30 protein-coding genes and 1 pseudogene are annotated in these 23,469 nt (G+C 40.8%); 15 read left to right on the forward strand and 16 right to left on the reverse strand.

The genetic code is table 11. The features are described from left to right. Positions 1 to 353: 353 nt before the first annotated feature. Positions 354 to 1,274 carry an AraC family transcriptional regulator gene (locus H6G08_RS26980; RefSeq protein WP_190548673.1) on the reverse strand — a complete coding sequence of 307 codons (921 nt, stop codon included), beginning with the start codon at positions 1,272 to 1,274 and terminating at the stop codon, positions 354 to 356. Positions 1,275 to 1,491: 217 nt separating this feature from the next. Here H6G08_RS26980 and H6G08_RS26985 point away from each other — a divergent pair, with 217 nt between their 5' ends. Then, positions 1,492 to 2,322: an oxidoreductase gene (locus tag H6G08_RS26985; protein ID WP_190548674.1), complete on the forward strand. Its 831-nt coding sequence runs from the start codon at positions 1,492 to 1,494 to the stop codon at positions 2,320 to 2,322. 117 nt (positions 2,323 to 2,439) lie between these two features. On the opposite strand, the gene H6G08_RS26990 is transcribed toward H6G08_RS26985, so the two are convergent. The 3 genes from H6G08_RS26990 to H6G08_RS37745 form a co-directional block, all read right to left on the reverse strand. Next, positions 2,440 to 2,847 carry a nuclear transport factor 2 family protein gene (locus H6G08_RS26990; protein WP_190548675.1) on the reverse strand — a complete coding sequence of 136 codons (408 nt, stop codon included), beginning with the start codon at positions 2,845 to 2,847 and terminating at the stop codon, positions 2,440 to 2,442. A gap of 137 nt (positions 2,848 to 2,984) precedes the next feature. Next, positions 2,985 to 3,404 carry a GFA family protein gene (locus tag H6G08_RS38755; RefSeq protein ID WP_190548677.1) on the reverse strand — a complete coding sequence of 140 codons (420 nt, stop codon included), beginning with the start codon at positions 3,402 to 3,404 and terminating at the stop codon, positions 2,985 to 2,987. A 136-nt stretch (positions 3,405 to 3,540) separates the two neighbouring features. Continuing rightward, entirely contained in the window at positions 3,541 to 3,792 is a 252-nt protein-coding gene (locus H6G08_RS37745) for a hypothetical protein (RefSeq protein ID WP_242046282.1), read from the reverse strand. A 306-nt stretch (positions 3,793 to 4,098) separates the two neighbouring features. Between H6G08_RS37745 and H6G08_RS27000 the strand changes: the two genes are divergently transcribed. The 3 genes from H6G08_RS27000 (at position 4,099) to H6G08_RS27005 (ending at position 6,819) form a co-directional block, all read left to right on the forward strand. After that, positions 4,099 to 5,301, forward strand: coding sequence for an AIPR family protein (locus tag H6G08_RS27000; RefSeq protein WP_190548679.1), 1,203 nt, complete (start codon positions 4,099 to 4,101; stop codon positions 5,299 to 5,301). A gap of 525 nt (positions 5,302 to 5,826) precedes the next feature. Beyond that, positions 5,827 to 6,000 carry a hypothetical protein gene (locus H6G08_RS37750; RefSeq protein ID WP_242046283.1) on the forward strand — a complete coding sequence of 58 codons (174 nt, stop codon included), beginning with the start codon at positions 5,827 to 5,829 and terminating at the stop codon, positions 5,998 to 6,000. Between the two features lie 39 nt (positions 6,001 to 6,039). Beyond that, positions 6,040 to 6,819 (forward strand): cyclase family protein, encoded by a 780-nt coding sequence (locus H6G08_RS27005; RefSeq protein ID WP_242046284.1) that lies wholly within the window; start codon positions 6,040 to 6,042, stop codon positions 6,817 to 6,819. Positions 6,820 to 6,999: 180 nt separating this feature from the next. Here H6G08_RS27005 and H6G08_RS27010 read toward each other — a convergent pair whose 3' ends face one another. The 3 genes from H6G08_RS27010 to H6G08_RS27020 form a co-directional block, all read right to left on the reverse strand. Beyond that, on the reverse strand, positions 7,000 to 7,509 hold the full coding sequence (locus H6G08_RS27010; RefSeq protein ID WP_190548681.1) for an NUDIX hydrolase: 510 nt from the start codon (positions 7,507 to 7,509) through the stop codon (positions 7,000 to 7,002). A 244-nt stretch (positions 7,510 to 7,753) separates the two neighbouring features. Continuing rightward, positions 7,754 to 8,041 (reverse strand): hypothetical protein, encoded by a 288-nt coding sequence (locus H6G08_RS27015; protein ID WP_190548683.1) that lies wholly within the window; start codon positions 8,039 to 8,041, stop codon positions 7,754 to 7,756. A gap of 35 nt (positions 8,042 to 8,076) precedes the next feature. Next, entirely contained in the window at positions 8,077 to 8,244 is a 168-nt protein-coding gene (locus tag H6G08_RS27020; RefSeq protein ID WP_190548685.1) for a hypothetical protein, read from the reverse strand. Positions 8,245 to 8,738: 494 nt separating this feature from the next. On the opposite strand from H6G08_RS27020, the gene H6G08_RS27025 reads away from it, so the two are divergent. Then, positions 8,739 to 10,481, forward strand: coding sequence for a beta strand repeat-containing protein (locus H6G08_RS27025; protein ID WP_190548687.1), 1,743 nt, complete (start codon positions 8,739 to 8,741; stop codon positions 10,479 to 10,481). 198 nt (positions 10,482 to 10,679) lie between these two features. Here the strand turns inward: H6G08_RS27025 and H6G08_RS27030 are convergent. After that, a pseudogene (locus tag H6G08_RS27030) lies at positions 10,680 to 10,830 on the reverse strand (transposase); the annotation flags it as partial. Positions 10,831 to 11,007: 177 nt separating this feature from the next. On the opposite strand from H6G08_RS27030, the gene H6G08_RS27035 reads away from it, so the two are divergent. Then, positions 11,008 to 11,988 carry an aldo/keto reductase gene (locus tag H6G08_RS27035; RefSeq protein ID WP_190548689.1) on the forward strand — a complete coding sequence of 327 codons (981 nt, stop codon included), beginning with the start codon at positions 11,008 to 11,010 and terminating at the stop codon, positions 11,986 to 11,988. Between the two features lie 36 nt (positions 11,989 to 12,024). On the opposite strand, the gene H6G08_RS27040 is transcribed toward H6G08_RS27035, so the two are convergent. Beyond that, a complete protein-coding gene (locus H6G08_RS27040) occupies positions 12,025 to 12,213 on the reverse strand; it encodes a hypothetical protein (protein ID WP_190548691.1) in 189 nt (62 codons plus the stop codon). Between the two features lie 149 nt (positions 12,214 to 12,362). Here H6G08_RS27040 and H6G08_RS27045 point away from each other — a divergent pair, with 149 nt between their 5' ends. After that, the gene (locus tag H6G08_RS27045; RefSeq protein ID WP_190548693.1) at positions 12,363 to 12,617 is read left to right on the forward strand and encodes a TIGR03643 family protein; all 255 of its coding nucleotides are present in this window, start codon (positions 12,363 to 12,365) and stop codon (positions 12,615 to 12,617) included. Positions 12,618 to 12,930: 313 nt separating this feature from the next. Then, entirely contained in the window at positions 12,931 to 13,056 is a 126-nt protein-coding gene (locus H6G08_RS38345) for a hypothetical protein (RefSeq protein WP_277877862.1), read from the forward strand. 110 nt (positions 13,057 to 13,166) lie between these two features. Here the strand turns inward: H6G08_RS38345 and H6G08_RS27050 are convergent, their stop codons facing one another. Then, positions 13,167 to 13,490, reverse strand: a complete 324-nt coding sequence (locus H6G08_RS27050; protein ID WP_190548695.1) for a hypothetical protein — start codon at positions 13,488 to 13,490, stop codon at positions 13,167 to 13,169. Between the two features lie 114 nt (positions 13,491 to 13,604). Here H6G08_RS27050 and H6G08_RS27055 point away from each other — a divergent pair, with 114 nt between their 5' ends. From H6G08_RS27055 to H6G08_RS27070, 5 genes are all read left to right on the forward strand, one after another. Then, complete coding sequence (locus tag H6G08_RS27055; RefSeq protein ID WP_242046285.1) at positions 13,605 to 14,477, forward strand: aldo/keto reductase; 873 nt, start codon at positions 13,605 to 13,607, stop codon at positions 14,475 to 14,477. Between the two features lie 259 nt (positions 14,478 to 14,736). Further along, positions 14,737 to 15,420 (forward strand): aldo/keto reductase, encoded by a 684-nt coding sequence (locus tag H6G08_RS38350; RefSeq protein ID WP_277877861.1) that lies wholly within the window; start codon positions 14,737 to 14,739, stop codon positions 15,418 to 15,420. Beyond that, the gene (locus H6G08_RS38355; protein WP_313942881.1) at positions 15,386 to 15,742 is read left to right on the forward strand and encodes an aldo/keto reductase; all 357 of its coding nucleotides are present in this window, start codon (positions 15,386 to 15,388) and stop codon (positions 15,740 to 15,742) included. The genes H6G08_RS38350 and H6G08_RS38355 overlap by 35 nt, the downstream gene beginning before the upstream one ends. A 215-nt stretch (positions 15,743 to 15,957) precedes the next feature. Further along, positions 15,958 to 16,593 carry a pirin family protein gene (locus tag H6G08_RS27065; protein WP_242046286.1) on the forward strand — a complete coding sequence of 212 codons (636 nt, stop codon included), beginning with the start codon at positions 15,958 to 15,960 and terminating at the stop codon, positions 16,591 to 16,593. Positions 16,594 to 16,883: 290 nt separating this feature from the next. Continuing rightward, positions 16,884 to 17,204: a pirin-like C-terminal cupin domain-containing protein gene (locus tag H6G08_RS27070; protein ID WP_313942883.1), complete on the forward strand. Its 321-nt coding sequence runs from the start codon at positions 16,884 to 16,886 to the stop codon at positions 17,202 to 17,204. Positions 17,205 to 17,305: 101 nt separating this feature from the next. Here the strand turns inward: H6G08_RS27070 and H6G08_RS27075 are convergent, their stop codons facing one another. The 5 genes from H6G08_RS27075 to H6G08_RS27095 all read right to left on the reverse strand — a co-directional run bounded on the left by H6G08_RS27075 (position 17,306) and on the right by H6G08_RS27095 (position 21,576). Then, positions 17,306 to 17,833, reverse strand: coding sequence for a DUF4367 domain-containing protein (locus tag H6G08_RS27075; protein ID WP_190548699.1), 528 nt, complete (start codon positions 17,831 to 17,833; stop codon positions 17,306 to 17,308). Positions 17,834 to 17,942: 109 nt separating this feature from the next. Next, positions 17,943 to 19,025: a hypothetical protein gene (locus tag H6G08_RS27080; protein WP_190548701.1), complete on the reverse strand. Its 1,083-nt coding sequence runs from the start codon at positions 19,023 to 19,025 to the stop codon at positions 17,943 to 17,945. A gap of 47 nt (positions 19,026 to 19,072) precedes the next feature. Next, positions 19,073 to 20,041: a peptidoglycan-binding domain-containing protein gene (locus H6G08_RS27085; protein WP_190548703.1), complete on the reverse strand. Its 969-nt coding sequence runs from the start codon at positions 20,039 to 20,041 to the stop codon at positions 19,073 to 19,075. 177 nt (positions 20,042 to 20,218) lie between these two features. Next, positions 20,219 to 21,073, reverse strand: a complete 855-nt coding sequence (locus tag H6G08_RS27090; protein ID WP_190548705.1) for a hypothetical protein — start codon at positions 21,071 to 21,073, stop codon at positions 20,219 to 20,221. A gap of 344 nt (positions 21,074 to 21,417) precedes the next feature. Continuing rightward, positions 21,418 to 21,576, reverse strand: coding sequence for a helix-turn-helix domain-containing protein (locus H6G08_RS27095; RefSeq protein WP_313942888.1), 159 nt, complete (start codon positions 21,574 to 21,576; stop codon positions 21,418 to 21,420). Positions 21,577 to 21,874: 298 nt separating this feature from the next. Between H6G08_RS27095 and H6G08_RS27100 the strand changes: the two genes are divergently transcribed. Together H6G08_RS27100 and H6G08_RS27105 are read left to right on the forward strand one after the other, a co-directional pair. After that, the gene (locus tag H6G08_RS27100) at positions 21,875 to 22,018 is read left to right on the forward strand and encodes a hypothetical protein (protein WP_190548707.1); all 144 of its coding nucleotides are present in this window, start codon (positions 21,875 to 21,877) and stop codon (positions 22,016 to 22,018) included. Between the two features lies 1 nt (position 22,019). Further along, positions 22,020 to 22,175, forward strand: a complete 156-nt coding sequence (locus H6G08_RS27105; RefSeq protein WP_190548754.1) for a hypothetical protein — start codon at positions 22,020 to 22,022, stop codon at positions 22,173 to 22,175. 116 nt (positions 22,176 to 22,291) lie between these two features. Here H6G08_RS27105 and H6G08_RS27110 read toward each other — a convergent pair whose 3' ends face one another. Continuing rightward, complete coding sequence (locus H6G08_RS27110; protein WP_242046287.1) at positions 22,292 to 22,744, reverse strand: helix-turn-helix domain-containing protein; 453 nt, start codon at positions 22,742 to 22,744, stop codon at positions 22,292 to 22,294. Between the last annotated feature and the right edge of the window lie 725 nt (positions 22,745 to 23,469).

Below are 23,469 nucleotides of genomic sequence, written 5' to 3' on the forward strand. Positions count from 1 at the left end.
TGGGATATGCTTTACTCATGTTGCTCTCTCGGTGCTGTCTACTATCTATTCACAGCGTATACCGAGAGAGCTTTTTTACAATCTGTCCGACTTTTCAAACATCCTCTAAGCTCGACTTTATCTAAAATTAAGAACTCGGCTTTACTTATCCGGCAAAAATTCTGGTTTTTTAGCAAATATTTTTTCCATGTCACTGATTTGCTATTTTGTTCGAAAACTAAAACTACCGTCCCGCAATGGTTTCTGCGTCGGGTTTTGGGTTTCGTAAAAATGGATAAAGTCGAGCTTAGAGGATGTTTGAAAAGTCTCTAATGCAGTAAAAAAACGAGAGTGATCGCTCTCGTTGTCAATACTCAGGCAATTCGTAAACGCTCAATATCCTTCATTGGTGGCGCGCCAAACATACGGGAATATTCGCGGCTGAACTGAGAAGGACTTTCATAACCCACTTGGTACGCCGCATAGGTTGCATCCGCATTTTCAGCCAGCATTAGACGACGGGCTTCCAATAACCTCAACTGCTTTTGATATTGCAACGGACTCATTGAGGTCACTGCCTTAAAGTGCCGATGAAATGATGCAGGAGACATACTCGCTTGCTTTGCCAAATCATCAACGCGCAATGTTTTTGTAAACTCAGCTTTAATCTGTTTAATCACCTCTGCAACGCGCTGCATATGGCTGCCAGAGGTCGCAATCTGCCAAACTGCTTCGTTTTGATCGCCCATCAAAAGACGGTAGTAGATTTCGCGAATGATCATCGGTGCCAGGAATGGAATATCCTGGGGCGTATCCAGAAGCCGGGTGAGTCGGGTGGCACAATCAATCAACCGGGTATTTGCATCGCTTACAAATAAGCCTCTGACTGAACTTTCTTTTTGATCTCGATTGCACTGTATTTGATCGATAATCTCCCAAAGCCCAGTCGCGTCCAAGCTTAGCTTAAAGCATAGATACGGCTTATTCGGTGTCGCTGCGACAATATTTCCACTAAGCGGTAGATCGACTGTGGCAACAAGATATTGAGCAGCACCATAGTAATAGGTTTCCTTGCCCAGTAAGGTTTCTTTTTTACCCTGAAGAATAATGCAAAACGTCGGTTCATACACAGCGCAGACTGCTGTAGGTGCAGTTGATTCCCGGATAAATTCCAACTGAGCGATCGCCGTTGAATGAATCCCATCTCCCCTGCCATCCGTGTGGCGGGTCACTAATTTCGTCAGTTCTTGACAAGCATCCATCGTGGTTTCGGTCTTTAGGGATTCATCTGCCATACCAGGTTCTTGTAAACGCTTAGCGACTTGTCGTGAGAACTATCTCACCGTTTGACTGTGCATATTATAGAGGATTCTTTTGAGCATCACCCTCCCGCTTGAGAGGATTAGGCAATAACCTGCAAGGTTTATGTATTTATAGCCTTGTTTATAAAGCCTATGATGAACGCATACCAGAAAGGCAATGAAAGGATAAGGCAATCAAGGAGATCAACCAATGACTCAGAAAACATGGTTCATTACAGGTGCTTCCCGTGGAATTGGAGCCGAAATCGCAAAAGCCGTTTTGACAGCAGGAGACCAATTAATTGCCACCGCCCGTAACAAGACCGATCTGGATCAATTCGAGTCAAACCCCAATGTATTGACACTGAGTATGGATGTTACCGACGAGGCTCAGGTGCAAGCGGCAGTTACAGCAGGACTGGAACGCTTTGAGCAGATCGATGTGTTAGTCAACAATGCCGGATTCGGTGTACTGGGCGGCATCGAAGAAACCAGTGCAGACGAGGTTGAGCGGGTATACCGCACCAATGTCTTCGGGCTGTTGAATGTAACCCGCGCGGTATTGCCCAGTATGCGCCAGCACCGAAGAGGACACATTATTAACCTGTCGTCTGTCGGGGGCTATCAATCCTATCCAGGGTGGGGCATCTATTGCTCAACCAAATTTGCCGTTGAGGGCATTACCGAAGCTCTGCATGGTGAGTTAGCGCCTCTGGGCATCCATGCAACTGTGGTCGAGCCGGGATACTTCCGAACCAATTTTCTCGATGGCAGCTCGCTCCAGCGAACTGCAATGCAAATTCCAGATTACGCTCAGACTGTCGGTAAAACTCGGCAAATGGCATTTGAACGGAACCATCAACAACTGGGAGACCCCACCAAGCTCGCCCAAGCGATGCTACAGATCGTCAACGCAGATACACCACCTCTACGGTTACCTCTCGGTACAGACACCCTACAAGTCATTGCTCTTAAAAACGCTTACGTCGAGCAGGAAACAGCTCAGTGGCGTGCTCTAGCTGAATCTACTGATTACAGATAGTGGGCGCAGGCGCGTGAAGGAAAGATAGCGAATAAATGTTTTCAAGTTCTCGGTGGCGACATTAGATCCTACCGAGGACTTAAGGCACATAACGACTCAAATCAGAAACTTCTGGGTTTAGAACGGTTCAAAACAGTCATAAGTTCTTTGACAGATTATCTTGCCATCCTCAAATTCGATAAACTGTGCAAAATAAGCTTTCATTTTTCCTCCGGCAGGAGTTTGCCCGATTGGAACAGCAATTTCTGCTGTCAATATTGTTTCTAAAATTACTGTGTTACCAACAACATAAGACCTTTGAATATCATAATTCTGACTTATCAGAACTGATTTACCTCTTAGAAAAGCTTCCTTTAAATCGTTTAAATTTCTGGTTGCTCCTTCAGGAAATAGGCGATTAGGGTATTCTATTTGCTTTACTGACTCAGAATAATAAATAGCAAGTTCATCCGCTGTTTTACCTTCTGCAATATCTTTGAGATAATTTTTCGTAATTTCTAGAATTTGATGATTTTCGCTAGTCATAGCTACTTGTATTCATAAATTGCAAAGTTGTTTAAGCATGTCATCAACTTAAAAATATTTGCTGTTCTAAATATCACTAGGTGATTTTTACTCGCTACAGACATAGGCTAAAACACTTTGTTAGGCAGATCCTTGCTCTACCATGACTCTGGATACTCGGTATGAGTTGCCAGCCCTCCGCTAGCACAACCCCACGCTGCTCTGGATGCCCAGAAAATGTGATCCGTAGGAGTGATAGGCGGTGCTGTATCCAACGAGCCGGCCGGAATAACCACGATCTTGCCGTTGCGCGTTAGTCGTGGAACCGGGCACCCGCAATGGCTGCAAAACCATTTGCCGAAGCTCTTTGCCGTGGGAAGGTCATAACGTGTGACGACTTCCTCTCCTTTAAGCCATCGGAACTGGCTGGGTTCAACGGTTAGATTTGTGGCATGGCCTGTGCCCGTGCCTTTGCGACACCTTGAGCAGTGGCAATGAACCATTTTTTGGAACGGTGGGTTCACTTCAAATTTCACCGTTCCACAAAGGCAACTACCCTGAATGCTAGAGTTGTTCATCTACCTCCTTGTTCAACTTTCGCATACCTAACCTGTGCCACTGACTAAGAAACTTTCGCTAGTAACAACTCTCAGTGACGGAAGATGGCTAACTATTTATTATACGGAAACTTTTCGTATAATCTTTTTCTAAATCTTATTTCGTTATATCAATATCACTCTTGTAAGTCATAGGTCTTGGCAGTGCTTTCTTCTTAGGACGCACTGAAGATTTCTTTGGTGCTTGTGGCGCACGGCATTTTTCACAGTAGAGTGGTCGTGGCCCATAAGTTTCACGCTGTGTTGGTTGTTCGCACTGCTTACACACAAAGTTGAAAATGCGACTGTGAATCTCGCGTTTATGCGCTCTAACTGTGTATTCTTTAACGTTGATTACCTTGCTTGGCATTGTCTATCGTCAATAGGGACTCAATTAAGTTGGATTTGAATTTACCCAACAAATTGATATTAGCTGCTCTGTTAGAAGTTTCAAGTCCTTAAACCACTACCGTTGTTCTTTCTGCTGCTTGCTGAACTTACGTTTAGTCACCCGAGATCCCCGGAATCGCTCTACTTACCTTAATTGATGCGATCGCCTTTTTACCCTCAATTACCAATCTTGGCTTAATCAACCCACATCAGGGCAATGTTTTCCAATACTTGTGGAATTTTGTATTCTTCTTTAAGAGCACCTGCAAAATTACACAAGAAGACTATGCCAAAAATTTGGGCTTTAAAAGTAGATCAGTATTTCAATGCAAATTCTAACTGCATTGTCGCTACCGCCCATGTAGACAACTTTCCCACTGACCTTCCATTAGAGCCAAATATCAGAGAACCTAACCGCAAAAGTTCCACTTACAGACAAATCTACGACTCATTGACCACTGAACCCGAAAAATTCTTTGAGCGGCATAGCGGAATCGTGCTGTGTGCAAATAAGGTTAAGCCTAACAGTAAAAAGACACAGCTAGAGTTAGAAATCCTTGAGGCACCTGAAGGCGGTAGTGATGGCATCATTAACGGGGGGCATACGGTTTTGGCTTTTCAACAGGCCAGAGGCTACAACTTTGACATCTCCAAAGCCAGAGTCAAAGTTACCATTCATATTGGCTTAAGTGAGGATGAAGCCAAAGATATCGCCTTAGCATCCAATACATCTGCCCCTGTAGATGCGCGCTCAAAGGTAAACGCTAGGGGTGACTACAAATTCATCAAACAATTTCTAGTGCAACTAGAACGTGACCAAAAAACCAAATTCCGCATTGCCTACTACCAAAACCAAAGCGGTGCGCCCAAAAGTCCCCAATGCAACGTCAACCATTTGATTAAGTTGATGAATTGCTTGGACAGAAACAAATACAACCCAGACAGCAAGAGTAGAACCAAGCACCCACCTGTCAGTAATACACCGTCCTTGAGCGAAGCAGAAAGACAAAGACTATCGAAATTACTGCCGCTACTGCCAAAAGCATTGTGGATTGAACAACAATTATTTACGACTATTGAGGAACATATCACCAAGCCCAGAAAAAAAGGAATCATTGACCTCGCCTCAATCGACCCACGCAAGAATACGCTCTTGCCAGATAGCCGATATTCCTTTGGGTTTAGCGCACCTGCTGATATTGCTATGCCCATTGTTGCTGCCTACCGTGTATTTTTGGACGAACAGTACAATTGGATTATTCCTTTTGATGAGTTCGCTCTTGATTTTTTGCAACATTTGTGGACTAACTATTACAGGAAATACTTGGTGTCAGAAAAATTAGCTGGGAATACTGTTGGGACTAAAATCTGCCGCAATCCGGTAATTTGGGATAATCTTTATGTGTCAGCGCAAAGCTACCTCAATCAGCAGTTGATCAAGATGGTTGGCTCAAACACCAAGCGCGAAGATTTGAAACTGGTGAATTGATTACTATAGCGGAAAGCGTATTGTTAAACTTCAATTGCAAAATGCGCTTTCCAAAAAAGCATCACTTCAATGCAAATTTCATAATTATGAGAATTTTCATTATGGGATGGAGTAGGAGTAAACAAAAAGTAAGCAATAAGTTGTGTTAACTGCTCAAAAGCCTTATTAATCAAAAGTTTCAGCAGCCATTATTTCGCAGATGACTGGGCTTTTTTGTATGCGATGTCTACTTTAAGGGTCTGCACCTACGCTGCTGGGTTTTCCCCTTGCCTGAATTGGGTGGGGGCTTACGCTCGTCTTTTCCTCGCTTGAATTAGAACAGCGATGGCTGCCGCAACCAGCTTGGGCGAATGCGTCGGTGGTTTTCATAGTCTTTGAATATACGTATTTGGTTATATTTAAAGGTTGGGGAAATAAAACAGGAATGCTCCCAGACGAAATACCAAGAGCTACAAGATTTGAAATAATAAATTGTGGTAAAACAATTAGATCCTTTACATCCTTCAAAGCAATAACAAAGAACAAATGACAATACTGCCGCAGTTCTACCAAACACATCTCAAGCAGAAACTAGATAGATTTTTGTGTCAACCATTTCAAAAAACTTTCTGGGGAATTGTTTGTTTAATTGTTCTGTTTATTGTTGGTTTTGGGTCTGTAAACGCAGTTCAGCCATTACGTAAGCCTGACCTGTGGTAGGTTTATCAGCACTCACTCAAGTCAGCTAAATATGTTGACTTGACTCATGTTATCACTCCAGCAATTCCTGTATGGTCAGGTTTTGGTTCATCAAAGTTTGCGCCTACTATCAACCCAAAAACAGGTGAACCATACACTTACCAAAAGGATGGATTTGAGGCTACTGCTTACAATTTATCCACCGATCAGCTAGGAACCCAACTAGATCCACCGGCTCACTGGAATCCTGATTATCCAGCTATCGATGAGTTGCCAGCGACCTTTGCTGTCCGTCCTTTAGTAATAATTCCTATTCAAGATAAAGTTGCTTCAGATCCTAATTACCACCTGAGTGTCAAAGATATTCAGGATTGGGAACGCAAACATGGCAGGATTCCCCAAGGCTCAGTAGTGTTTGTGCGTTCTGACTGGTCTTCATCATGGCCAAACCCCGAACTGGCTACAAGAACTAAGTTTCCTGGGGTGAGTCTTGATGCTCTCAAGTTCTTACATTTACAACGCCATATCTTGTTTCACGGACACGAACCCCTGGATACAGACAGCACTCCAACACTGGAAGGCGAAGCTTGGCTGTTGAAAAATGGATACACCCAAGCAGAAGGTGTGGCAAATCTAGATCAAGTTCCAGAAACAGGTGCGTTAATTTCTATTGGGTATCCTAAATTCAAAGGTGGCTTAGGAGGTTATGCACGTTACATTGCTATCTGTCCCCCAAATTGGAAATACGGCGTTTCTGTAGGTCAAATCCCGGAGTCTCCCCTGCAAAAAGCTGATAAACCCCTCCATTGGGATACAAAATTGGGTGTAAGGGTACGGTGAATTGAAGTAATTGGGGCGATCGCTTGGAGTTTCCTCGCTTGAATTATGCTGTAATACTGCCTTCAAACGGCTGGTAAATACTGAGGAGCGATCACCTACATACGGTTTTTTCCTCGCTTGAACAAGAAGTGATCGCTGCTATATTTTCCTTACTTGAATTTTAGTCCTCAAGAATCGAGCTTAATTTGCATAAAACATCTGCACAAGTTTGAGCAAGTCACTTTTTGCAGGTTCACCTTTATTCAACCATTTTATTAAATCAGAAGGGGATAACCAAAAACTTTCAATAAAATCATTTTTATTGTAATCTGGTTCACAATCTAATCTGATTTCATAAACTTTCATAAAAGCAGAAACTTGATATTCATGTGGTGTTAAATAATCCAAAAACTGCGTATTAACCATGTTTAAATCTAGGTTTAATTCTTCTTTGAGTTCGCGTTGCAGAGCATCTTCGTAAGTTTCTCCACTTTCCACATGACCACCCATGCTGACATCAAGACAAAGGGGAAAAATTTGTTTTTGTGCAGAACGGCGAGGTATCCAAAGTTGTCCTAATGAATTAACGACAAAAGCATTAACAACTCTAAAATTGCACAGCCCTTGACTATATATTTCTGAGCGTTTCTTTTGTCCGATAACGCAATCATTTTCATCTACAATGTCAAGTATCTCTAAATCTTGCATCATATAAAATTAACACTTATTAAATAATATACAGGTAATAGAGGGCTGGGAGCTTTCCATTAGGTTGCTGGAGACATCGCTCATAAATTTTCCTCTAAGAAAAAATTAGGATTAATGGCGCAAGCCCCCGCCGTAGTCGCATATTCCGGTAGTTTGCCTTTTTTACACCTTCATAGCTTTGCTTTCTTGCGATCGCTTACTTGGTTGTAGTTCTCATTTAAGCTTCTTGTTACCGATATCGCAGGAATTATATTGGTTCTCCTAAATTATCTAACTCTGCGATCGCGCCATAGACAAATTCATTCCATCGCTTAAATATTTCTCGATTTGGTAAATCAAAGGATTGACGAACCTCTGTGTCAGCTTCTATATATTCTTGTTCGTAGTTATCAAGTTTTTGGCTGACTTTCTCAAGTTTTTCGATTAGGTCAAATAGCGCATCTGATAATTCCAGAACTGGGTAAAGTTCTTCTGGGTACTCCTCGTCTTCTTCAAGTTCATCATCCTCTAGGTCTTCTTCGTTATCATCGAGCATAGTTGCACCACTCGTGGAATACTAGCTGTAGCTTACTACAAGGCGAGCATCCGCGCTTTCTCAAAGGTAAAAAAACTGAATTCTCGTTTCAGCGATCGCCCTTCACAGGTTTGGTCTAAGTTCTCGCCAAGTTCAATCAATTGGTGAGAAGCTTGTTGGGGGCGATCGCATCGGCTGATCGTGTGGATGAAAGCAATTCGCATATTAACTTACCACATTCAATTGACCTCATCGAACTCATGTAATTACTGTATTTTTTGGTGTTGCTGATTGATGGGATAATTTTTGTCTCACGCAAAGGCGCAAAGAATCGACTTTCAGCTTTGTCCAGAAGTCTGATTTCATCCCGCAAATATGCAACGCCTATTTTTTTAGTTCCGTCACAAGTTCCTCACAATTTTTATTTAACCTTAAGGTAGGCGGGACTGTACTGAAAAACTTTTGTACGTAAATTGTACTAATCGTTAAAAGTGTTAACAATAAAGACTTTTAGTGCATAGGGGTTTTTAATTTGTTCAACTAAATTTGAGCGCTGAACGCGAATATTTTCCATTCTTTTGATACTCGCACTCAAATCTTAATAGACATGAACTTCAGGATTTCGAGTTTTTGAGGATTCGTACCGTAATGCACGTTTAGTACAGTTTCCCCTAAATTAGCGAAGTGTTGAAAACTAATAGTTATTAAGGTTTTTAATATGGCTATTAACCTTTTTACGCTAAGATTTACCAACAAGGCTGACATCGTTCCTGCTTCAGGGACTGCGGAAATAGTCAATACTGGTATTGCCAATACCCTTGGTGGTAATGACAGAATTACTGGTACTAGCACTAAAGCCAGTAATGACAGCGCATTTAGTATCGGCATCCGTAACGACAGCACCATCAATACTGGTACTGGCAACGACAAAATCGATGGTAGCGGCAGCAGCTTTGGCATCCGCAGCGACGGCGGCAGCATCAATACCGACACTGGTAAGGACATAATCACTGGCTCTGGCGGCGAATTCGGTATGGGTATTTACACCTTCAACGCCACCATCAATACAGGCGATGATAACGACACCATCATTGCCACCGGCGGCGATGTCGGCATCCGTAGCGACAGCAGCAACATCAATACAGGCGATGGTAAGGACACCATCACTGCCACCGGCGGTACTGGCCTCGTCAACAATCAAGGAATCATCAATACAGGCGATGATAACGACACTATAACTGCAACAGCTAACCACGGCTTCTTCCACACAGGCATCCGCAACGGCTACGGCATTATCGATACTGGCAATGGCAACGACACCATCACTGCAACTGGCAGTAATGGTCTCACTGGCTTCGGCATCGAAAACTACGGCATTATCGATACTGGCAATGGCAACGACATTATCACTGCAACTGGCACTGGCACCACCAACAACGACGATATCTATAACAGCGGTATCTACAATCTAGGAATCATTGATACTGGTGCTGGACGCGACACAATCACTGGCACTGGTAACACTGGCATCTACAACGGAAGCAAAATTAATACTGGTGCTGGACGCGACACAATCACTGGCACTGGTAACACTGGTATCTACAACGGAAGCAAAATTAATACTGGTGCTGGACGCGACACAATCACTGGCGCTTCTACTAAGAGCTTCGGTATCCTAAACTACGGCACCATTGATACTGGTACTGGACGCGACACAATCACTGGCACTGGAAACGGTGGTATCCTCAACAACATCAACTCCAGCATCAATACTGGCGCTGGAGACGATAAAATTACTGGTACAAGCAGCACCAACATTAGCATCGGCAGAGCTACCACTGGAATCTTTAACAGCGGTAACATTGATACCGATACTGGCGATGACTGGATCGTGGGCACGGGAGGCAGTGACATTGGCATCTTTAACGTCCGCACCATCAACACTGGCGATGGTAACGACATCATTACTGGTATTGGCAGCACTGGCATCGCCAACGTTATCGACAGCAGTGGCATCAGTGGCACTATTGATACTGGTGCTGGTAACGACATTATCACTGGTGTTAGCTTAGTAGCAACACAACCCGGCATCAGCAATGACGGCACTATTGATACTGGTGCTGGCAACGATATTGTTGATGCTCTGGTGGGTGGCTTTGGCAATCAGAACCAGAATGACAATAGTATTTACCTTCTCGGAACGGGCAACGACATCATCAAAGGATTTGGAACCGGACGCTTTGATGGTGGAAATAACAGAGATACGCTGCTCTTTGGCACTGGGACTTACACCGTCTCAGGTAGCACAAATGGGGATGGCTTCTACACTATAAGTCTTGGATCTACAGATATGCTTGTGAAGAACTTCGAGTTTATTGGTGATGCCAGCAATCCTACTGCCGCTTTGAGTTTCTGTAGTGTTATTGGCAGCACTTTTACATTTCCTGTTTTGATTGGGTGAGGCGATCGCTTTCCTATTTTCCTCTAAGAATAAGTTGTCAACACAATCAAATTACTTTCGCTGCCACTTTACCTAATGCTATCTCCAAACGACTGGTAAATGCACCAGAAGCGATCGCCTACATACGGTATTTTTCCTCGCTTGAACAAGAAGCGATCACTCGCATAATTTCCTTGCTTGAATTGCTGGTAGGTCTCACCAAGGAATGCCTGCTTGGTAAAGATATAACACCGCTTCGACAAACCATCGATTATTTTTTGCCGTGCCTCCCACATAGCCCTCTCGCCCAGGTAGCAGGTTTTTGATTCTCTCCCACTGGTCATCACGCAAGAGCGTATCGGCGCGTCATCGGTTTCAAGAATTTTTATTCTTTTTCAGCAGTTCTGATTCCAGTTTACCTAATTGATGACACGCCCTAGTTATATCTAGAAATACTTCTAATAACAGATGGCTTAATGATAGGGAAAGGGATAATGCTGAAAGACCTGATTTTCTCTGACCAATTACTGAGTAGGGAGATAATTTTATGAAAACCAGAAAGCTTGGCAAACAAAGATTAGAGGTTTCAATTATCGGACTTGGTTGTATGGGAATGTCTGAGTTCTATGGTGGTCGTGATGAATCAGAAGCGCTCGCTACCATCTATCGTGCTTTAGAACTTGGGGTTAACTTTTTTGATACAGCAGATATGTATGGACCGTTCACTAATGAGCAATTAGTAGGTAAGGCGATTAATAAGTACCGAGAACAAGTAATACTAGCAACTAAGTTTGGTAATGTTCGTACTGAAGATGGTGGTTGGAAAGGAGTTAATGGTAGACCTGAATATGTTCATCAAGCTTGTGATGCTTCACTCAAACGTTTAGGTGTAGAAGTAATTGATTTGTACTATCAACATCGAGTTGATCCAAATGTACCTATTGAGGATACTGTAGGCGCAATGGCAGAGTTAGTGCAGCAAGGAAAAGTTCGTTATTTGGGACTTTCTGAAGCAGCCCCGGCAACAATTCGACGGGCCCAGGCAGTTCACCCGATTACCGCACTACAAACAGAATACTCTCTTTGGAGTCGAGAGCCAGAGGATGAAATTTTACCTACTGTGCGGGAATTAGGAATTGGGTTTGTTGCTTATAGCCCATTAGGAAGAGGATTTTTATCAGGTGCAATTACCAGTCCTGATGATCTGGCACCTGATGACTATCGTAGAAATTCTCCTCGCTTTCAAGGTGAGAATTTTTATAAGAACCTACAATTGGTGGAGCAAGTGAAGACAATTGCCACCGAAAAAGGAATAACTCCTAGCCAGCTTGCGCTTTTATGGCTTTTAGCTCAAGGAGAAGATATTGTGCCCATTCCTGGTACAAAACGCCGTACTTACTTAGAGGAGAATGTGGCGGCTACCGAAATAACTCTGACTGAACAACAGTTGAATCGACTGGAAGCAGTTGCACCCAAAAATGTGGCAGCAGGCGAGCGCTACCCTGACATGAGTACTATTAACCGTTGATCTATCTCAGGCTAGTGTTTTTTTCAGCTTTTACTTTTAGTGAGCGATCGCTTGGACAATTTCCTTGCTTGAATGGGCGATCGCTTTCCCATTTTCCTCTAAGAATAATAAGTCAAAAATTGTATCTAAGGCTTCTGGATTACGTTTTTGGCAATAGCGTACCGCAAATTCAATAAGTTTATCGATTTTTGTAGGTTGGCGTTGCCCAAATTCTTTGTCAGACATGGATTGGATACAGGGATTTTAGCAGGTAAAGCAAGGGAAGAGATTTTATTAGTTGCTAAATCACACCGCTTTCGGGAGCAACGCCGTAATTCTTTAAGACAAAAAGTAAAATAGATGTAGCTAGAATTGACCAATTACAAGCTCCCATCATGAAGTTACCAAACCTTGATCCCCAAACTATGGATCGCATCATTGAAATGGCATGGGAAGATAGAACACCAATGGATGTTATTCAAACTCAGTTTGGGCTACAAGAGAAACAGGTAATTGCCTTAATGCGGCAGCAAATGAAAGAATCCAGTTTCCGTATGTGGCGAAAGCGAGTTACCAAACGCAAGACAAAACATTTAAGTAAGCGAGAGTTTATTGCAGGTAGGTTTAAGTCACAAAATCAAAAATCATGAACATGAATGTGTGACAAGTGCGATCAGTTGGGGTTTCCTCTTTACGAGATGCGCTTACGCAAACGCTTGTAAAAGTTGAAGTTCAAAGGTTCTGGCAATTTGGCATCACTTATCTCTGTTTTGCCGATTAAATTGAGATATCAACAGAACGATACAGCACGAGGAATGGTTTACCCTACACCTCAGTATCTCCTCTCATCGCCAGTTGTTAACCCAACGCTGTAGAATCACTCAGCAAGCAATTCACAGCCCTCGGTCATCACTTCACTACAACTGGCTAGTAATGTACTAGAAAATACATGGTAAATGTGCAATGGTGTACCCGCCCCCTGTAGGCGATCGCTCTCTTTTCCTCCACGAATTGGGAAACTCACATCTCGCACCAATAAAAATTGATGTAATTTTATTACTCAGTAAAAAACTAAAACCCTCAATTTAGCGATAAAAACCTATAAAAATGAGGTAGCTTTATCGCGCATCTTTGGACTTTACCTGGGGTTGTACGTAAAGGTGCAAGATATAAGGAGAGCGATCGCACAAGTCTTTTTATTATTGTCTCTTTATCACCTGAATTTTACCTCTAGCAATCCCATTATTTTTTTGTTTTTCCTGACAAGATTCCATCGTCATTCTCCCATCATAACGAGCAAAAAACTGAGCGCAAAGTTTGCCTTCATGGAGATTAATTAAATTGATAATTTCATGAGGAGACTTGCTTAAAAAGTTGTAAACATTTAATTGACAATAGTGACATTTTCTCACATCACTATCACCTTCCATATCTGCCCAGCGAACCTGACATGGCTCTTGAATAATAATTTCTACATCATTAAGAGAACTAACTGCCTTAAATCTCCTTTCTTTCTTTGACATATTTAAATTTGCCTCTAGGGTTTTATCTTGCTAAAGGATGGGGTGCGATACTTGCGATAAATGCTTGCCTATGGACAACTACCAATTAAACTACTTTCGCTACCACTTTACCTAATGCTAACTTCATTTGAGATTTTAGATAAATTTATAGCCTCTGGAGGTAATTTTATTGACACAGCTGATGTCTATTCCACATGGATGAAAGGAAATATTGGTGGAGAGTCCGAGATGATTTTAGGAAAATGGCTCAAACAGCGTAAAAATCGTGACCAAGTGGTGATTGCAACTAAGGTTGGCAACGATATGGGCATTAAAGGCAAAGGGCTTTCTCGTCAACACATTCAACAAGCTGTTGAAGACTCATTGCAAAGGTTACAAACTGATTATATTGATCTATATCAATCGCATATTGACGATGAAACTACTCCACTTGAAGAAACTCTTGAAACCTATGCAGAGTTGATTCGTCAGGGAAAAGTACGTGCGATTGGTGCTTCAAATTATAGTGCAGAGCGTTTGCGGAAGGCATTAGAAATCAGCCGTCAGCATAGCTATCCTCGCTACGAGAGCCTTCAACCCCGTTATAACTTGTATGACCGAGATGGTTATGAGCAGGATTTACAACAAATTTCCACTGAACAAGGAATTGGTGTAATTAGTTATTCCTCTTTGTGCAGTGGCTTTCTCACTGGTAAATATCGCTCAGAAAAAGATTTGTCTATTAGTCTGCGTGGTAGTTCTGTAAAAAGATATTTAAACTCTCGTGGTTTGCGAATTGTAGAGGCAATTGATCGGGTGGCAAACACTTATAATTCTACTCCCACCCAAGTTTCTCTAGCGTGGCTCATTGCTAATCCCACTATTACCGCTCCTATTGTTAGTGCAACCAAGGTTGAGCAACTCAACGATATTATCAAAGCTGTCAATCTTCATCTCAACCAAGATGCTATTAACCTTCTCAATCAAGCCAGTTCCTCAAACACTTAGTTCCATAAACAGTGATATCGCTTATATTTTTTCATAGCCTAGATTAGCAGATGGGAGCGATCGCTTGTGTGTTTAATCTTGACTTTTGAATTCCGCATAGGTTTCTCTAAGAATTAATTGAGAGTGATGTCTACTTTAAGGGGCTACGCCTACGCGCTCTGGCTTTAATAGTACATAAATACTATTAAACTTGCCGTTGCTTTGTTGCAAATGGAAACTAATTCGCTTAGGGTAAACACAGAACAATTGGAAAAAAACTATGACCACTGAACATAGAATCGAGTTTCGTCAAATCGGCTCTACTGGTCTAACTGTTTTCCCCTTGGCTCTTGGATGTATGGGTATGTCCGGAATGTACGGTACGGCGGACGACAACGAAAGTATTGCCACCATCCATGCAGCTCTTGATTACGGTGTAACGTTGCTAGATACAGGTGATTTCTACGGCACCGGACATAATGAAATGCTGATTGGTCGTGCGCTATTAGACCGCCGAGACAAAGCCCTGCTTTCTGTGAAATTTGGCGCAATGCGCTCTCCTGATGGTGGATGGATTGGTACAGATGCGCGGCCCTCTGCTGTAAAAAATTTTGCAGCGTATAGTCTCACCCGATTGGGAGTAGACCACATCGATATTTACCGCCCTGCTCGACTAGACCCACAAGTTCCTATTGAAGACACCATAGGAGCGATCGCTGAACTAATAAAGGCTGGCTATGTCCGATATATCGGTTTATCAGAGGTGGGAGTAGACACTATCCGCCGCGCACACGCTGTTCACCCCATCAGCGACCTTCAGATTGAATACTCGCTGATTAGTCGTAGTCCAGAAACCGAGATATTTTCTGTACTAGAAGAACTTGGTATCGGCGTGACTTCCTATGGCGTTCTTTCGCGAGGTCTACTGAGTGGTTCTACCCCATACCCCATCTGCTCAAGGTGACTTCCGTGCCTATTTACCGCGTTTTAGAGAAGAAAACTTTGCCCAGAACCAGCGTTTTGTTGAAGAGCTAAAGCAAATTGCTACAACTAAAGGAGTTAGCCCTTCACAGTTGGCCATTGCCTGGGTACTTGCAAAAGGCAGAAATATTATTCCTGTAATCGGCGCACGCAAGCGCACCCAACTTGAAGAATCATTAAAAGCCGTTGAGGTGGAATTATCACCAGAGGAGTTAAGCCGTATCGAAGCGGCGATTCCGGCACCAGCGATCGCAGGAACACGCTACGACGAGCATCAGATGAAGATGCTAGACAGCGAACGCTAACAGCGCTGTTTGGTGTAGTGATGGGGCATAGGAGCGATCGCTATGCATCTGAATCATGCTGCTTTAACTGCGACCTTGAAGAGTGCTGACTCAAGACGACTTGGTAAATGCAGCAGGAGCAATGGCATAAACAGATGACTCATAAAGGTTAGCTGTTTTTCTGGTGGATATACTTATAATGATGATTCCAGGATTCACCAATCACCCCATCACTCATGGCAATACTTCAACTGATTGAACCATTAGTTAAAGATTTGGGTGGGTTTGTTGCCCGCCGCAGTTTGCCATATCCTCATCGCCAAATGGTCGGGCCGTTTATCTTTTTTGATCATATTGGCCCTTCTGTTTTGCCACCCAACAAAGGCATTGATGTCCGACCACATCCTCATATCAATCTTGCCACGCTAACTTACTTATTTGATGGTTCTATAATGCACCGCGATAGTTTAGGTACTATACAGGAAATTCAACCGGGTGCTGTAAACTGGATGACTGCGGGAAAGGGAATTGTACACTCAGAACGGTCGCCTGACAAAGACCGTCATAACGAAGCCACTATTCATGGCATTCAAACCTGGATTGCTTTGCCTGTTGAATACGAAGAAATCGATCCAGGGTTCGCTCATTATCCGGCCCAAACCCTTCCCACCTGGGACGAGAATGGCGTTACCATCAAACTCATTGCAGGAGTTGCACATGGTCATACGTCACCTGTCAAGGTTTTTTCACCTATCCTCTATTTAGATGTGGTGTTATCTGCCAATGCTCACTTCACTATTCCTAATGGTTATTCAGAAAGAGCAGTATACGGCGTAAATAGAAGGTTCGTGTCACCAGGTGCAGCCTTGTAAAGTTTTGTAAAAATGACCAATTTTTGGGGGTGAATTGATAAGAAATACAAATAATAACATTGCCTAGTTTGTCTCCTTTTAGGCAATGTTTTTTAGTTTCAAGACGGAGCGATAATACTTTTAAACCAACACTTACAAGTACTCCAAGCTCTGTTTTAGGCAAAGTTATTTTACTGTCTCTGCACTAGAAAAACTATTTGTGCAACTTATCTTTTGGCGATCACGTTTAAAGCTCGTATCAATCTTTGTAACTGTTGCTGTATAAGGTTTATAGCCATAGGCTGCACTTGGTGGCACGAACCTTCGATCTACGCCTATACAGCGTTACAGAGGGATTGAGCATTAATGATGAACCGCTAGAGGCATATCGCCTTGCCATTCTAGAGTCAGTCCACGAGGTCAAGGTTTCTGCTACTGAAGCTGCTCGGTTTATTGTGATTGGTGGTGAACCATTGGGTACACGCTACAAATGGTGGAATTTTGTTTCTAGCCGACCAGAGCGGATAGAGCAAGCAAAAGCCGATTGGCGCGATTGCCGCTTTGCTGGTGTGCCAGATGAAACAGAGTTGATTCCACTGCCAGAAGTGGTGACAGAGGCTAATCCCTTTTAGTATCAGTCATGGTGTTGGGGTTGGGCGTGGGCGATCACTCCTATTGCTACTTTTCCCGTGAGAATGAGGGAGCGATCGCAAATAAAGCGGTAGAACCGTTATTATCTTGCACTTCTAATTAGAGGTTCTTTCGCCATTGATTTAGCAACATTAATTATTTCTTGACGAGACAAATAACCAGAACTTATATGAAAAACAAATTTGTCTTGTTCCCATATTACATATTTATCAACTACATGAGATTCAAATATCTCAAAACCATAAATAGCTCTAACGTTCGATTTTAAGACAATATTTTCAGTATGATTAACTTGTATTCTGTCTTTTAATTCACGAACTTCTAAGGAATCAGGTTTATAGACAGAAAAGTGTACGGCTATACAGTTAGAAAATTCTTCACAACTTTCTGTAGGACTGGAACGCAATATAATTGATACCATTTGATTTTTAGACTTATAAAATGGATAAAATTTTCTTCCATGTGTGGGAACATAAGCTGGCAAACGCATAATAATATCGGTTGGCAACTTTTTTTGAATTTCACTAATAGGTCTAAAAATAGGTGCTGGTGTAGCTAATGTGGATTTTATTTGTGTTACTAGGCTAGTACTTAATATTGTTAAGCTCATTATTAGAAATAGCGATCGCATATTTTTTTCTAAGAATTTGTTAAAAATTTGAGAATTAATGGAAATAAAATTATTTTCTTGCTTTCATTGGATTTTCGTCAGATTACAACTAACGATTTCTTCCAGATTTACCCAATCTTTGAGCAGTAGCTAAGTCTATTTGCTTAATGATTGGCTTATTTATGTTTCTCAAGTCAATATCATAATAATCATCACCGCCTTCATGGTAATCGTGTCGAGAATGTAATATATATCTTTGCTTTGTAACTTTAATTAGTTTGATCAAAAGATATGAGTCTTGACCTATATCTCTAACTTTTCCTTTTTCAATAAAAGCTGGTTGAATCAAGCCGTCTTGAGAAAGAAATAATGAAAACGAAAGATTAGGATTAATTTGCTCAATGTCTTTTTTTCCAACGATATATATCATATATGCGCCTTTTCTATAAGATTTTCCTATGGGTGTATACTTGCTATTGTAATCAAACACCACTGTACCAGGAATTTCTTTGCTAGAAGTCGTATTATTTATAGATATATTTGATTGCTGTCCTGGTTTTAAATTAGTACAACCAGCAGCATTAAACTGTTGAATAATTGTGTTTTTTTGTGGGAAATCATATAGTTCCAATTTATTTACTGCTTCAAGCGGTTTTGGTGAATTTAAAGGAGCATCATACTTGCTTACAAATCTACCGTTTTCGAGTAATGCAGACCCTAAGTAAGCTCCTTCTTTTAATATCACTTCACCCGTGCTGGTTTGTATGACTCCATTAGATAAAATACCAGTAGAAAAACCACCATAATAGCCTTCATTTGAATGGATAATACAAACACGACCTTTAGTATTTGAAGGGTAGATATATTCGGTAAGATCGTATCCAGTCCAAGAACCCAAAAAAGGTGCTAATCCTGGCTCAACTTTTGACCAAGCACGTACAAAAGACTCTCTATCTTGTTTTTGTTTAGAAGTACGATTATCTTGTATGAAACTAGAATTATTCTTTTTACTAAAAGTTATTTCCTTTTGAAGTTCTTGACGTAATCTTTTGATTTCTGCATTTGTAGGTTGTCGAGTTTGTGCTAATACTGATAACTGATTAGCTGCCAATGCAACTAAACTAAATCCTAAAATAGCTAGTTTTGCTAGTTTTGAGACGCTACGCAAACGCTGTAAGTATTGCTGTTTCATAAATTTTCTACTCACTTAATGATTTATTTCAAATTGTCCTTAAAAAATCATTCTTTATATTTATCTAAACACTCACCAACAAGGATTGGTGAACCCATATAACAACTAACATCAGACTCAGCACTACAACCACGACCTACAGCTTGGCAAAGACGTATTAAAGTATCTTCACCTACTATTCCATCTACTTTTAAAACAGGTGCAAATTCATGACCTTTAATGGTACGGTAATCTTTTTGAAATTTAATTACAGATGCTTCTACTTTAGAGTTAAAAACAGTTGTACTTTGGTATTGATAATAACCAGCTTTTCTTAAATCTTCAACTAAAACGTTAATTAATCGTCCGGAATCACCTTGTTTAAAACAATAGGGAGTAGGGGCTTGGTTGGTGACATATTTACATCTAGAATACTTCCCTAATGCTGTATCATTGGCTAGAAATTTTTTGAAGTCTGTTTTCACACCTGATGAATATTCCAAAATAGTTCTTGGAGTCGAAGCCAGAATTAGAGGCGAATCTGTATATCCATGACTTCCATAACGAACCCGTGACCACTTTTCTGTTCGAGTTTTATAGTCAAAGAATCGAGTTGCTAAGTCACGCCATCCTTGGTTACTGGTCGTCAAAACTCCGATTGATGGTTCATTCCTTGAGCCAGCAACAGCCGAATATCGGTCAGTTTCATCAGCAGATATTTTTTTATATTTATTACCGACTTTCGTATATATAAAAATTCCACAACTACGGTTATTGCAAATTAGTCCACCTATTGGATATAAAATTGCTTCCTTGACACGATCGTTGTTGAGATCAACAAAAAAAACTCTGTGGTCTTTGCTGTCCTTGTAATAATCACTAAAATTCTCTCGATACTGCAAAAAGTCTTGACGAATAGCAGCTATGAGGGCTGATGGTAACTCTTGCTGATTCGAGGAAGCAACTGCTTTGCTAGTTAATAAAGATAAAACGACAGCCAAACTGAATATTAATGTAAACAAAAAATTCTTTCTCATTTTTAGCTCCTGAATAGCGATCGCATATTTTCTTCAATGGGATAATATTTGGGATTGCCTTGAAATATCCAGTATGCCTGTTTCGTAAATTTCCTCGCTTGAATGGGAGCGATCGCATGAAATACAAATTGTGTACTAATATTTCTCAGATTTACGCATCAAGGAGATTTGATAATTTCAATTAGCAGAACAATCCCACTCATTTTCTATACCAAAGACATTTTCATTTATGAGTCCTCCGCGTGGAGAGTATAAATCGCCTTTAAGGTAAATACCTGTGTCATTTTTAATTATGTCTTTGATTATGAAAGTCCAAGAAGTTCCAATGTAACTTTCGCCCCTCCAATTAGGATGAATATCGTTTGGGTTAGGGGTGGAGAGAATACGAGATTGATTATTTTTAGGAACACAACCTATATCTACCTTGGTCGAAGTTTCTGTATTTATCTGTTGCTGAGAGATATTTGCCCCCTCACCAGGTTCACAAGCATAACCGTTGTTATTTTTATCGAATTTCTTAGCTTTGGAGTAAAGGCTTACTGGTATACCGTGATTTAAAATTCCTGGAGTAGAAGTAACTACTTGGCGAATAGATGTGCAATCAGATGAATCTAATAATTCGTTAATCAGTTTGTTTCTTTGATTAACTGCTTCTTCACATACATGATCGATCATTTTCCTCTCAGCAGTACTATTAGGTGTACCCCAAGTTCCTCTACCAGTATTTATAAAACGTTTGCCATAACCTTCGGCTAAAGCATAATAAACTCTCGCTGAATTATTACCGCAATCAACAAATGCCATTCCTGAACGTTTACCAACTCGGTAAGTAAAACCAGCACTTAGATGATTTGGCTCAAATTCAATAGAGTTCCAGTTAAGCTCAACTTTTCGGTAAGATACATCTTTGCTTAAAATAACCCATTTATTTAAATCAGCTTGAATCTGCGATAGACCAGGAACAGAAGTCATGACACTAGAGGCTGCAATGATTCCTAAAACTAAATTCCTTCTTAATTGCTTATATAGCATTAAATTAAACCGTTAAATTCCTCTAATATTTTTAATGTTTTTAGCCTTGATGCAGTAATATTTTTAGTTGCATTGAAACAGTCAGTATGTCAATTTGTATTTAATATATTTCCTCTAAGAATTAGTTGATCGCTCACATCCTAAATATTTCTTCTAAGAATTTGGTTTTACTAATAGCAAATTAACTTGATGTCTTTTTGCTGGATAATTTTGATAGGTCTATCGGACGATATTAATCTTGAATTGCCAGCTAAAGTAAAGCGATCGCCTCCTCAAAGCATCGCCATACCAAAACTGAGCAAGCATGGCCTACTCCCTAAAACTAATTGGTTGATTTCGTAGAACTAATTAAACTGTTCGCCTATTTCCATTTCCTGCAACATTCTCTCAATCTTCTCCATCGCCAGTGGTGATGGTTTAGAGCGTCCATTTTCCCAACGGTTAATTGTGGAATAAGCCACACCAAGAGTATTTGCAAACTGTTCTTGCGTTAGCCCAGCCACAAGTCACACCTTACGGATAAGCTGTCCTACCTCTGGCTGTTTGATAGCCAAGGGTTTTTTGATATTCATGAACCTTTTCGACCCACTAGTTTAAGTAGCGGATGCTATGTTATTTGCTACATCCTAGCTATGCTTAAACCTAGTAATCATCAGTAATCACTCGTAATTGAAGGGTTTACTAAGAAAATTACTACTTTAAGACACTGATAATATTTTTAAAGTACGCGATCACTCTGTGCTGTTTAAATGGTAGGGTTACGCTCAAAGAAAGGAGTAACCGTAGGCTGTTAGTTAGTTCATGGCAGCTTCCAGACGTACCCATGCTTCAATACGAAAAAGCCTGTGGCGATGTCTAGGACTAGAATATCGCGATCGCAGTATTATTGGTTTTGCCGAAAATATGAGCAATCCCTTATCTTTTTTAGGCGTTGCTGAATCATAAGATGATTTCGCTCAATTGGGAACGAATTTTCGTAGATCTGCAGTATGACTCTCAGACAGAGCCATTACGCTTCATAGAACTATTTCTGCGCGGTGCAAGTGCTTGGGAGCGCTTTGGCCGTCCCCGTGTGAATCAACAAGTCACTCGAATTGCCTAGCTTGGGGTAGTTGGCTAACATCAGCGTCAACATACTCCAGTGTTTCCCATAGGATATAGGTTTCTGTAAAGCCAGAATCTCCTCCCGTTACTCAACCAAAATTTTCAATAATTAGCTTAAGCCCGTTTAATTAAAAATGCTACACTTGTAGAAATTACTTCTGCAATGTCTGCTGGATCGAGTAAATAAATCTGTGCTAAAACTTCTCTTTTAATCTCTTCAGAACTCAAAGTTTTACGTTTTTTTATACCTGGCAATTTTTGTTTATCTAAACCTTGGCAGTATGTCGATAAGGAAATTTCTCCTTCTAAATAAAGTTGTAATGATTCACTATCAGCACCAGTTACCTGTGCTAACCGCTGAAAGTTCCTAGAATCAGCTTCGGGGACAGTTTTTCCTTTCAACCACCGATAAACTGTTGTGAAATCTACACCCAGCGCTTCAGATAAGGTCGTTTGAGTCCAGCCATCTTTTAACAGCTGCTCAACCAACTGAGCTAATCGTTTCTGGCGTTCCTGCATTGTAGAAGACCCGGAATTAAAAGTGGCAAATGATACTTGAGACTTCATACTTACTTAATTTAATTTAGTATTTATACCACTGGATACTAACCACTAAAGGATACTAGGGCAGCTGCTGTGGGCTTAGATTGCTAATTTTAATATAACTAATTTAAGACTAAAATTCTAATATTTACAAGGGTTTCAGCTACCCCAACTGATTGTAAAGAAATAGACAAGCACAAATTTATTTCCTAAGTCTCCAGATTCTTAGGGCTACTTTCAGCCTAGTACCATCAAATCTGGAGAGCGCTTAGCACAGTGATTAATTTATCTCAGTCTGAGGAATTTTCAATAATACTTGTTTTTTCTGTCTTAGTTTTGATACAGGCATTTTGGCTATACAGACCCGCTTTTCCAATAAGTATACCTACAACATCAGAATTCAATCGGATTTAATGTTAAATATGGGCTTTTCATTACATATTATGCTAAATCTCATTCGCAATAAACATAAAACCCTTGCCACACAATAAAAATAGGCATTATTTAATAACATTTTAGGCGTTTTGCAGGGCTTGGGGTTATTTACCTATATTTTTCAAGCAAGTTTTGATGTTTAACTAATAATTTGGCATAACAGGTACGGAAGAACCTAAATATGTTACTTTTATACTCCTAAACTAGACCTCTAATTTTAACATTCTGTATTTTAGGATACAAATTATAAATATTAAGAAAATTTAAGCAGCTATGTAATTATTATTGCACCGTGCAATACTTACTATTGCATA

It is taken from the genome of Calothrix anomala FACHB-343 (genome assembly GCF_014696435.1).
In the GTDB taxonomy this organism is placed as follows: domain Bacteria; phylum Cyanobacteriota; class Cyanobacteriia; order Cyanobacteriales; family Nostocaceae; genus Aulosira; species Aulosira anomala_A.

Excerpts from the sequence above, each read along its gene's own strand:
- H6G08_RS26980 (WP_190548673.1), bottom strand. The coding sequence starts at position 1,274 with ATGGCAGATGAATCCCTAAAGACCGAAACCACGATGGATGCTTGTCAA.
- H6G08_RS26985 (WP_190548674.1), top strand. The coding sequence starts at position 1,492 with ATGACTCAGAAAACATGGTTCATTACAGGTGCTTCCCGTGGAATTGGA.
- H6G08_RS26990 (WP_190548675.1), bottom strand. The coding sequence starts at position 2,847 with ATGACTAGCGAAAATCATCAAATTCTAGAAATTACGAAAAATTATCTC.
- H6G08_RS38755 (WP_190548677.1), bottom strand. The coding sequence starts at position 3,404 with ATGAACAACTCTAGCATTCAGGGTAGTTGCCTTTGTGGAACGGTGAAA.
- H6G08_RS37745 (WP_242046282.1), bottom strand. The coding sequence starts at position 3,792 with ATGCCAAGCAAGGTAATCAACGTTAAAGAATACACAGTTAGAGCGCAT.
- H6G08_RS27000 (WP_190548679.1), top strand. The coding sequence starts at position 4,099 with ATGCCAAAAATTTGGGCTTTAAAAGTAGATCAGTATTTCAATGCAAAT.
- H6G08_RS37750 (WP_242046283.1), top strand. The coding sequence starts at position 5,827 with ATGACAATACTGCCGCAGTTCTACCAAACACATCTCAAGCAGAAACTA.
- H6G08_RS27010 (WP_190548681.1), bottom strand. The coding sequence starts at position 7,509 with ATGATGCAAGATTTAGAGATACTTGACATTGTAGATGAAAATGATTGC.
- H6G08_RS27015 (WP_190548683.1), bottom strand. The coding sequence starts at position 8,041 with ATGCTCGATGATAACGAAGAAGACCTAGAGGATGATGAACTTGAAGAA.
- H6G08_RS27020 (WP_190548685.1), bottom strand. The coding sequence starts at position 8,244 with ATGCGAATTGCTTTCATCCACACGATCAGCCGATGCGATCGCCCCCAA.
- H6G08_RS27025 (WP_190548687.1), top strand. The coding sequence starts at position 8,739 with ATGGCTATTAACCTTTTTACGCTAAGATTTACCAACAAGGCTGACATC.
- H6G08_RS27035 (WP_190548689.1), top strand. The coding sequence starts at position 11,008 with ATGAAAACCAGAAAGCTTGGCAAACAAAGATTAGAGGTTTCAATTATC.
- H6G08_RS27040 (WP_190548691.1), bottom strand. The coding sequence starts at position 12,213 with ATGTCTGACAAAGAATTTGGGCAACGCCAACCTACAAAAATCGATAAA.
- H6G08_RS27045 (WP_190548693.1), top strand. The coding sequence starts at position 12,363 with ATGAAGTTACCAAACCTTGATCCCCAAACTATGGATCGCATCATTGAA.
- H6G08_RS38345 (WP_277877862.1), top strand. The coding sequence starts at position 12,931 with ATGGTGTACCCGCCCCCTGTAGGCGATCGCTCTCTTTTCCTCCACGAA.
- H6G08_RS27050 (WP_190548695.1), bottom strand. The coding sequence starts at position 13,490 with ATGTCAAAGAAAGAAAGGAGATTTAAGGCAGTTAGTTCTCTTAATGAT.
- H6G08_RS27055 (WP_242046285.1), top strand. The coding sequence starts at position 13,605 with ATGCTAACTTCATTTGAGATTTTAGATAAATTTATAGCCTCTGGAGGT.
- H6G08_RS38350 (WP_277877861.1), top strand. The coding sequence starts at position 14,737 with ATGACCACTGAACATAGAATCGAGTTTCGTCAAATCGGCTCTACTGGT.
- H6G08_RS27065 (WP_242046286.1), top strand. The coding sequence starts at position 15,958 with ATGGCAATACTTCAACTGATTGAACCATTAGTTAAAGATTTGGGTGGG.
- H6G08_RS27075 (WP_190548699.1), bottom strand. The coding sequence starts at position 17,833 with ATGAGCTTAACAATATTAAGTACTAGCCTAGTAACACAAATAAAATCC.
- H6G08_RS27080 (WP_190548701.1), bottom strand. The coding sequence starts at position 19,025 with ATGAAACAGCAATACTTACAGCGTTTGCGTAGCGTCTCAAAACTAGCA.
- H6G08_RS27085 (WP_190548703.1), bottom strand. The coding sequence starts at position 20,041 with ATGAGAAAGAATTTTTTGTTTACATTAATATTCAGTTTGGCTGTCGTT.
- H6G08_RS27090 (WP_190548705.1), bottom strand. The coding sequence starts at position 21,073 with ATGCTATATAAGCAATTAAGAAGGAATTTAGTTTTAGGAATCATTGCA.
- H6G08_RS27100 (WP_190548707.1), top strand. The coding sequence starts at position 21,875 with ATGGCAGCTTCCAGACGTACCCATGCTTCAATACGAAAAAGCCTGTGG.
- H6G08_RS27105 (WP_190548754.1), top strand. The coding sequence starts at position 22,020 with ATGATTTCGCTCAATTGGGAACGAATTTTCGTAGATCTGCAGTATGAC.
- H6G08_RS27110 (WP_242046287.1), bottom strand. The coding sequence starts at position 22,744 with ATGAAGTCTCAAGTATCATTTGCCACTTTTAATTCCGGGTCTTCTACA.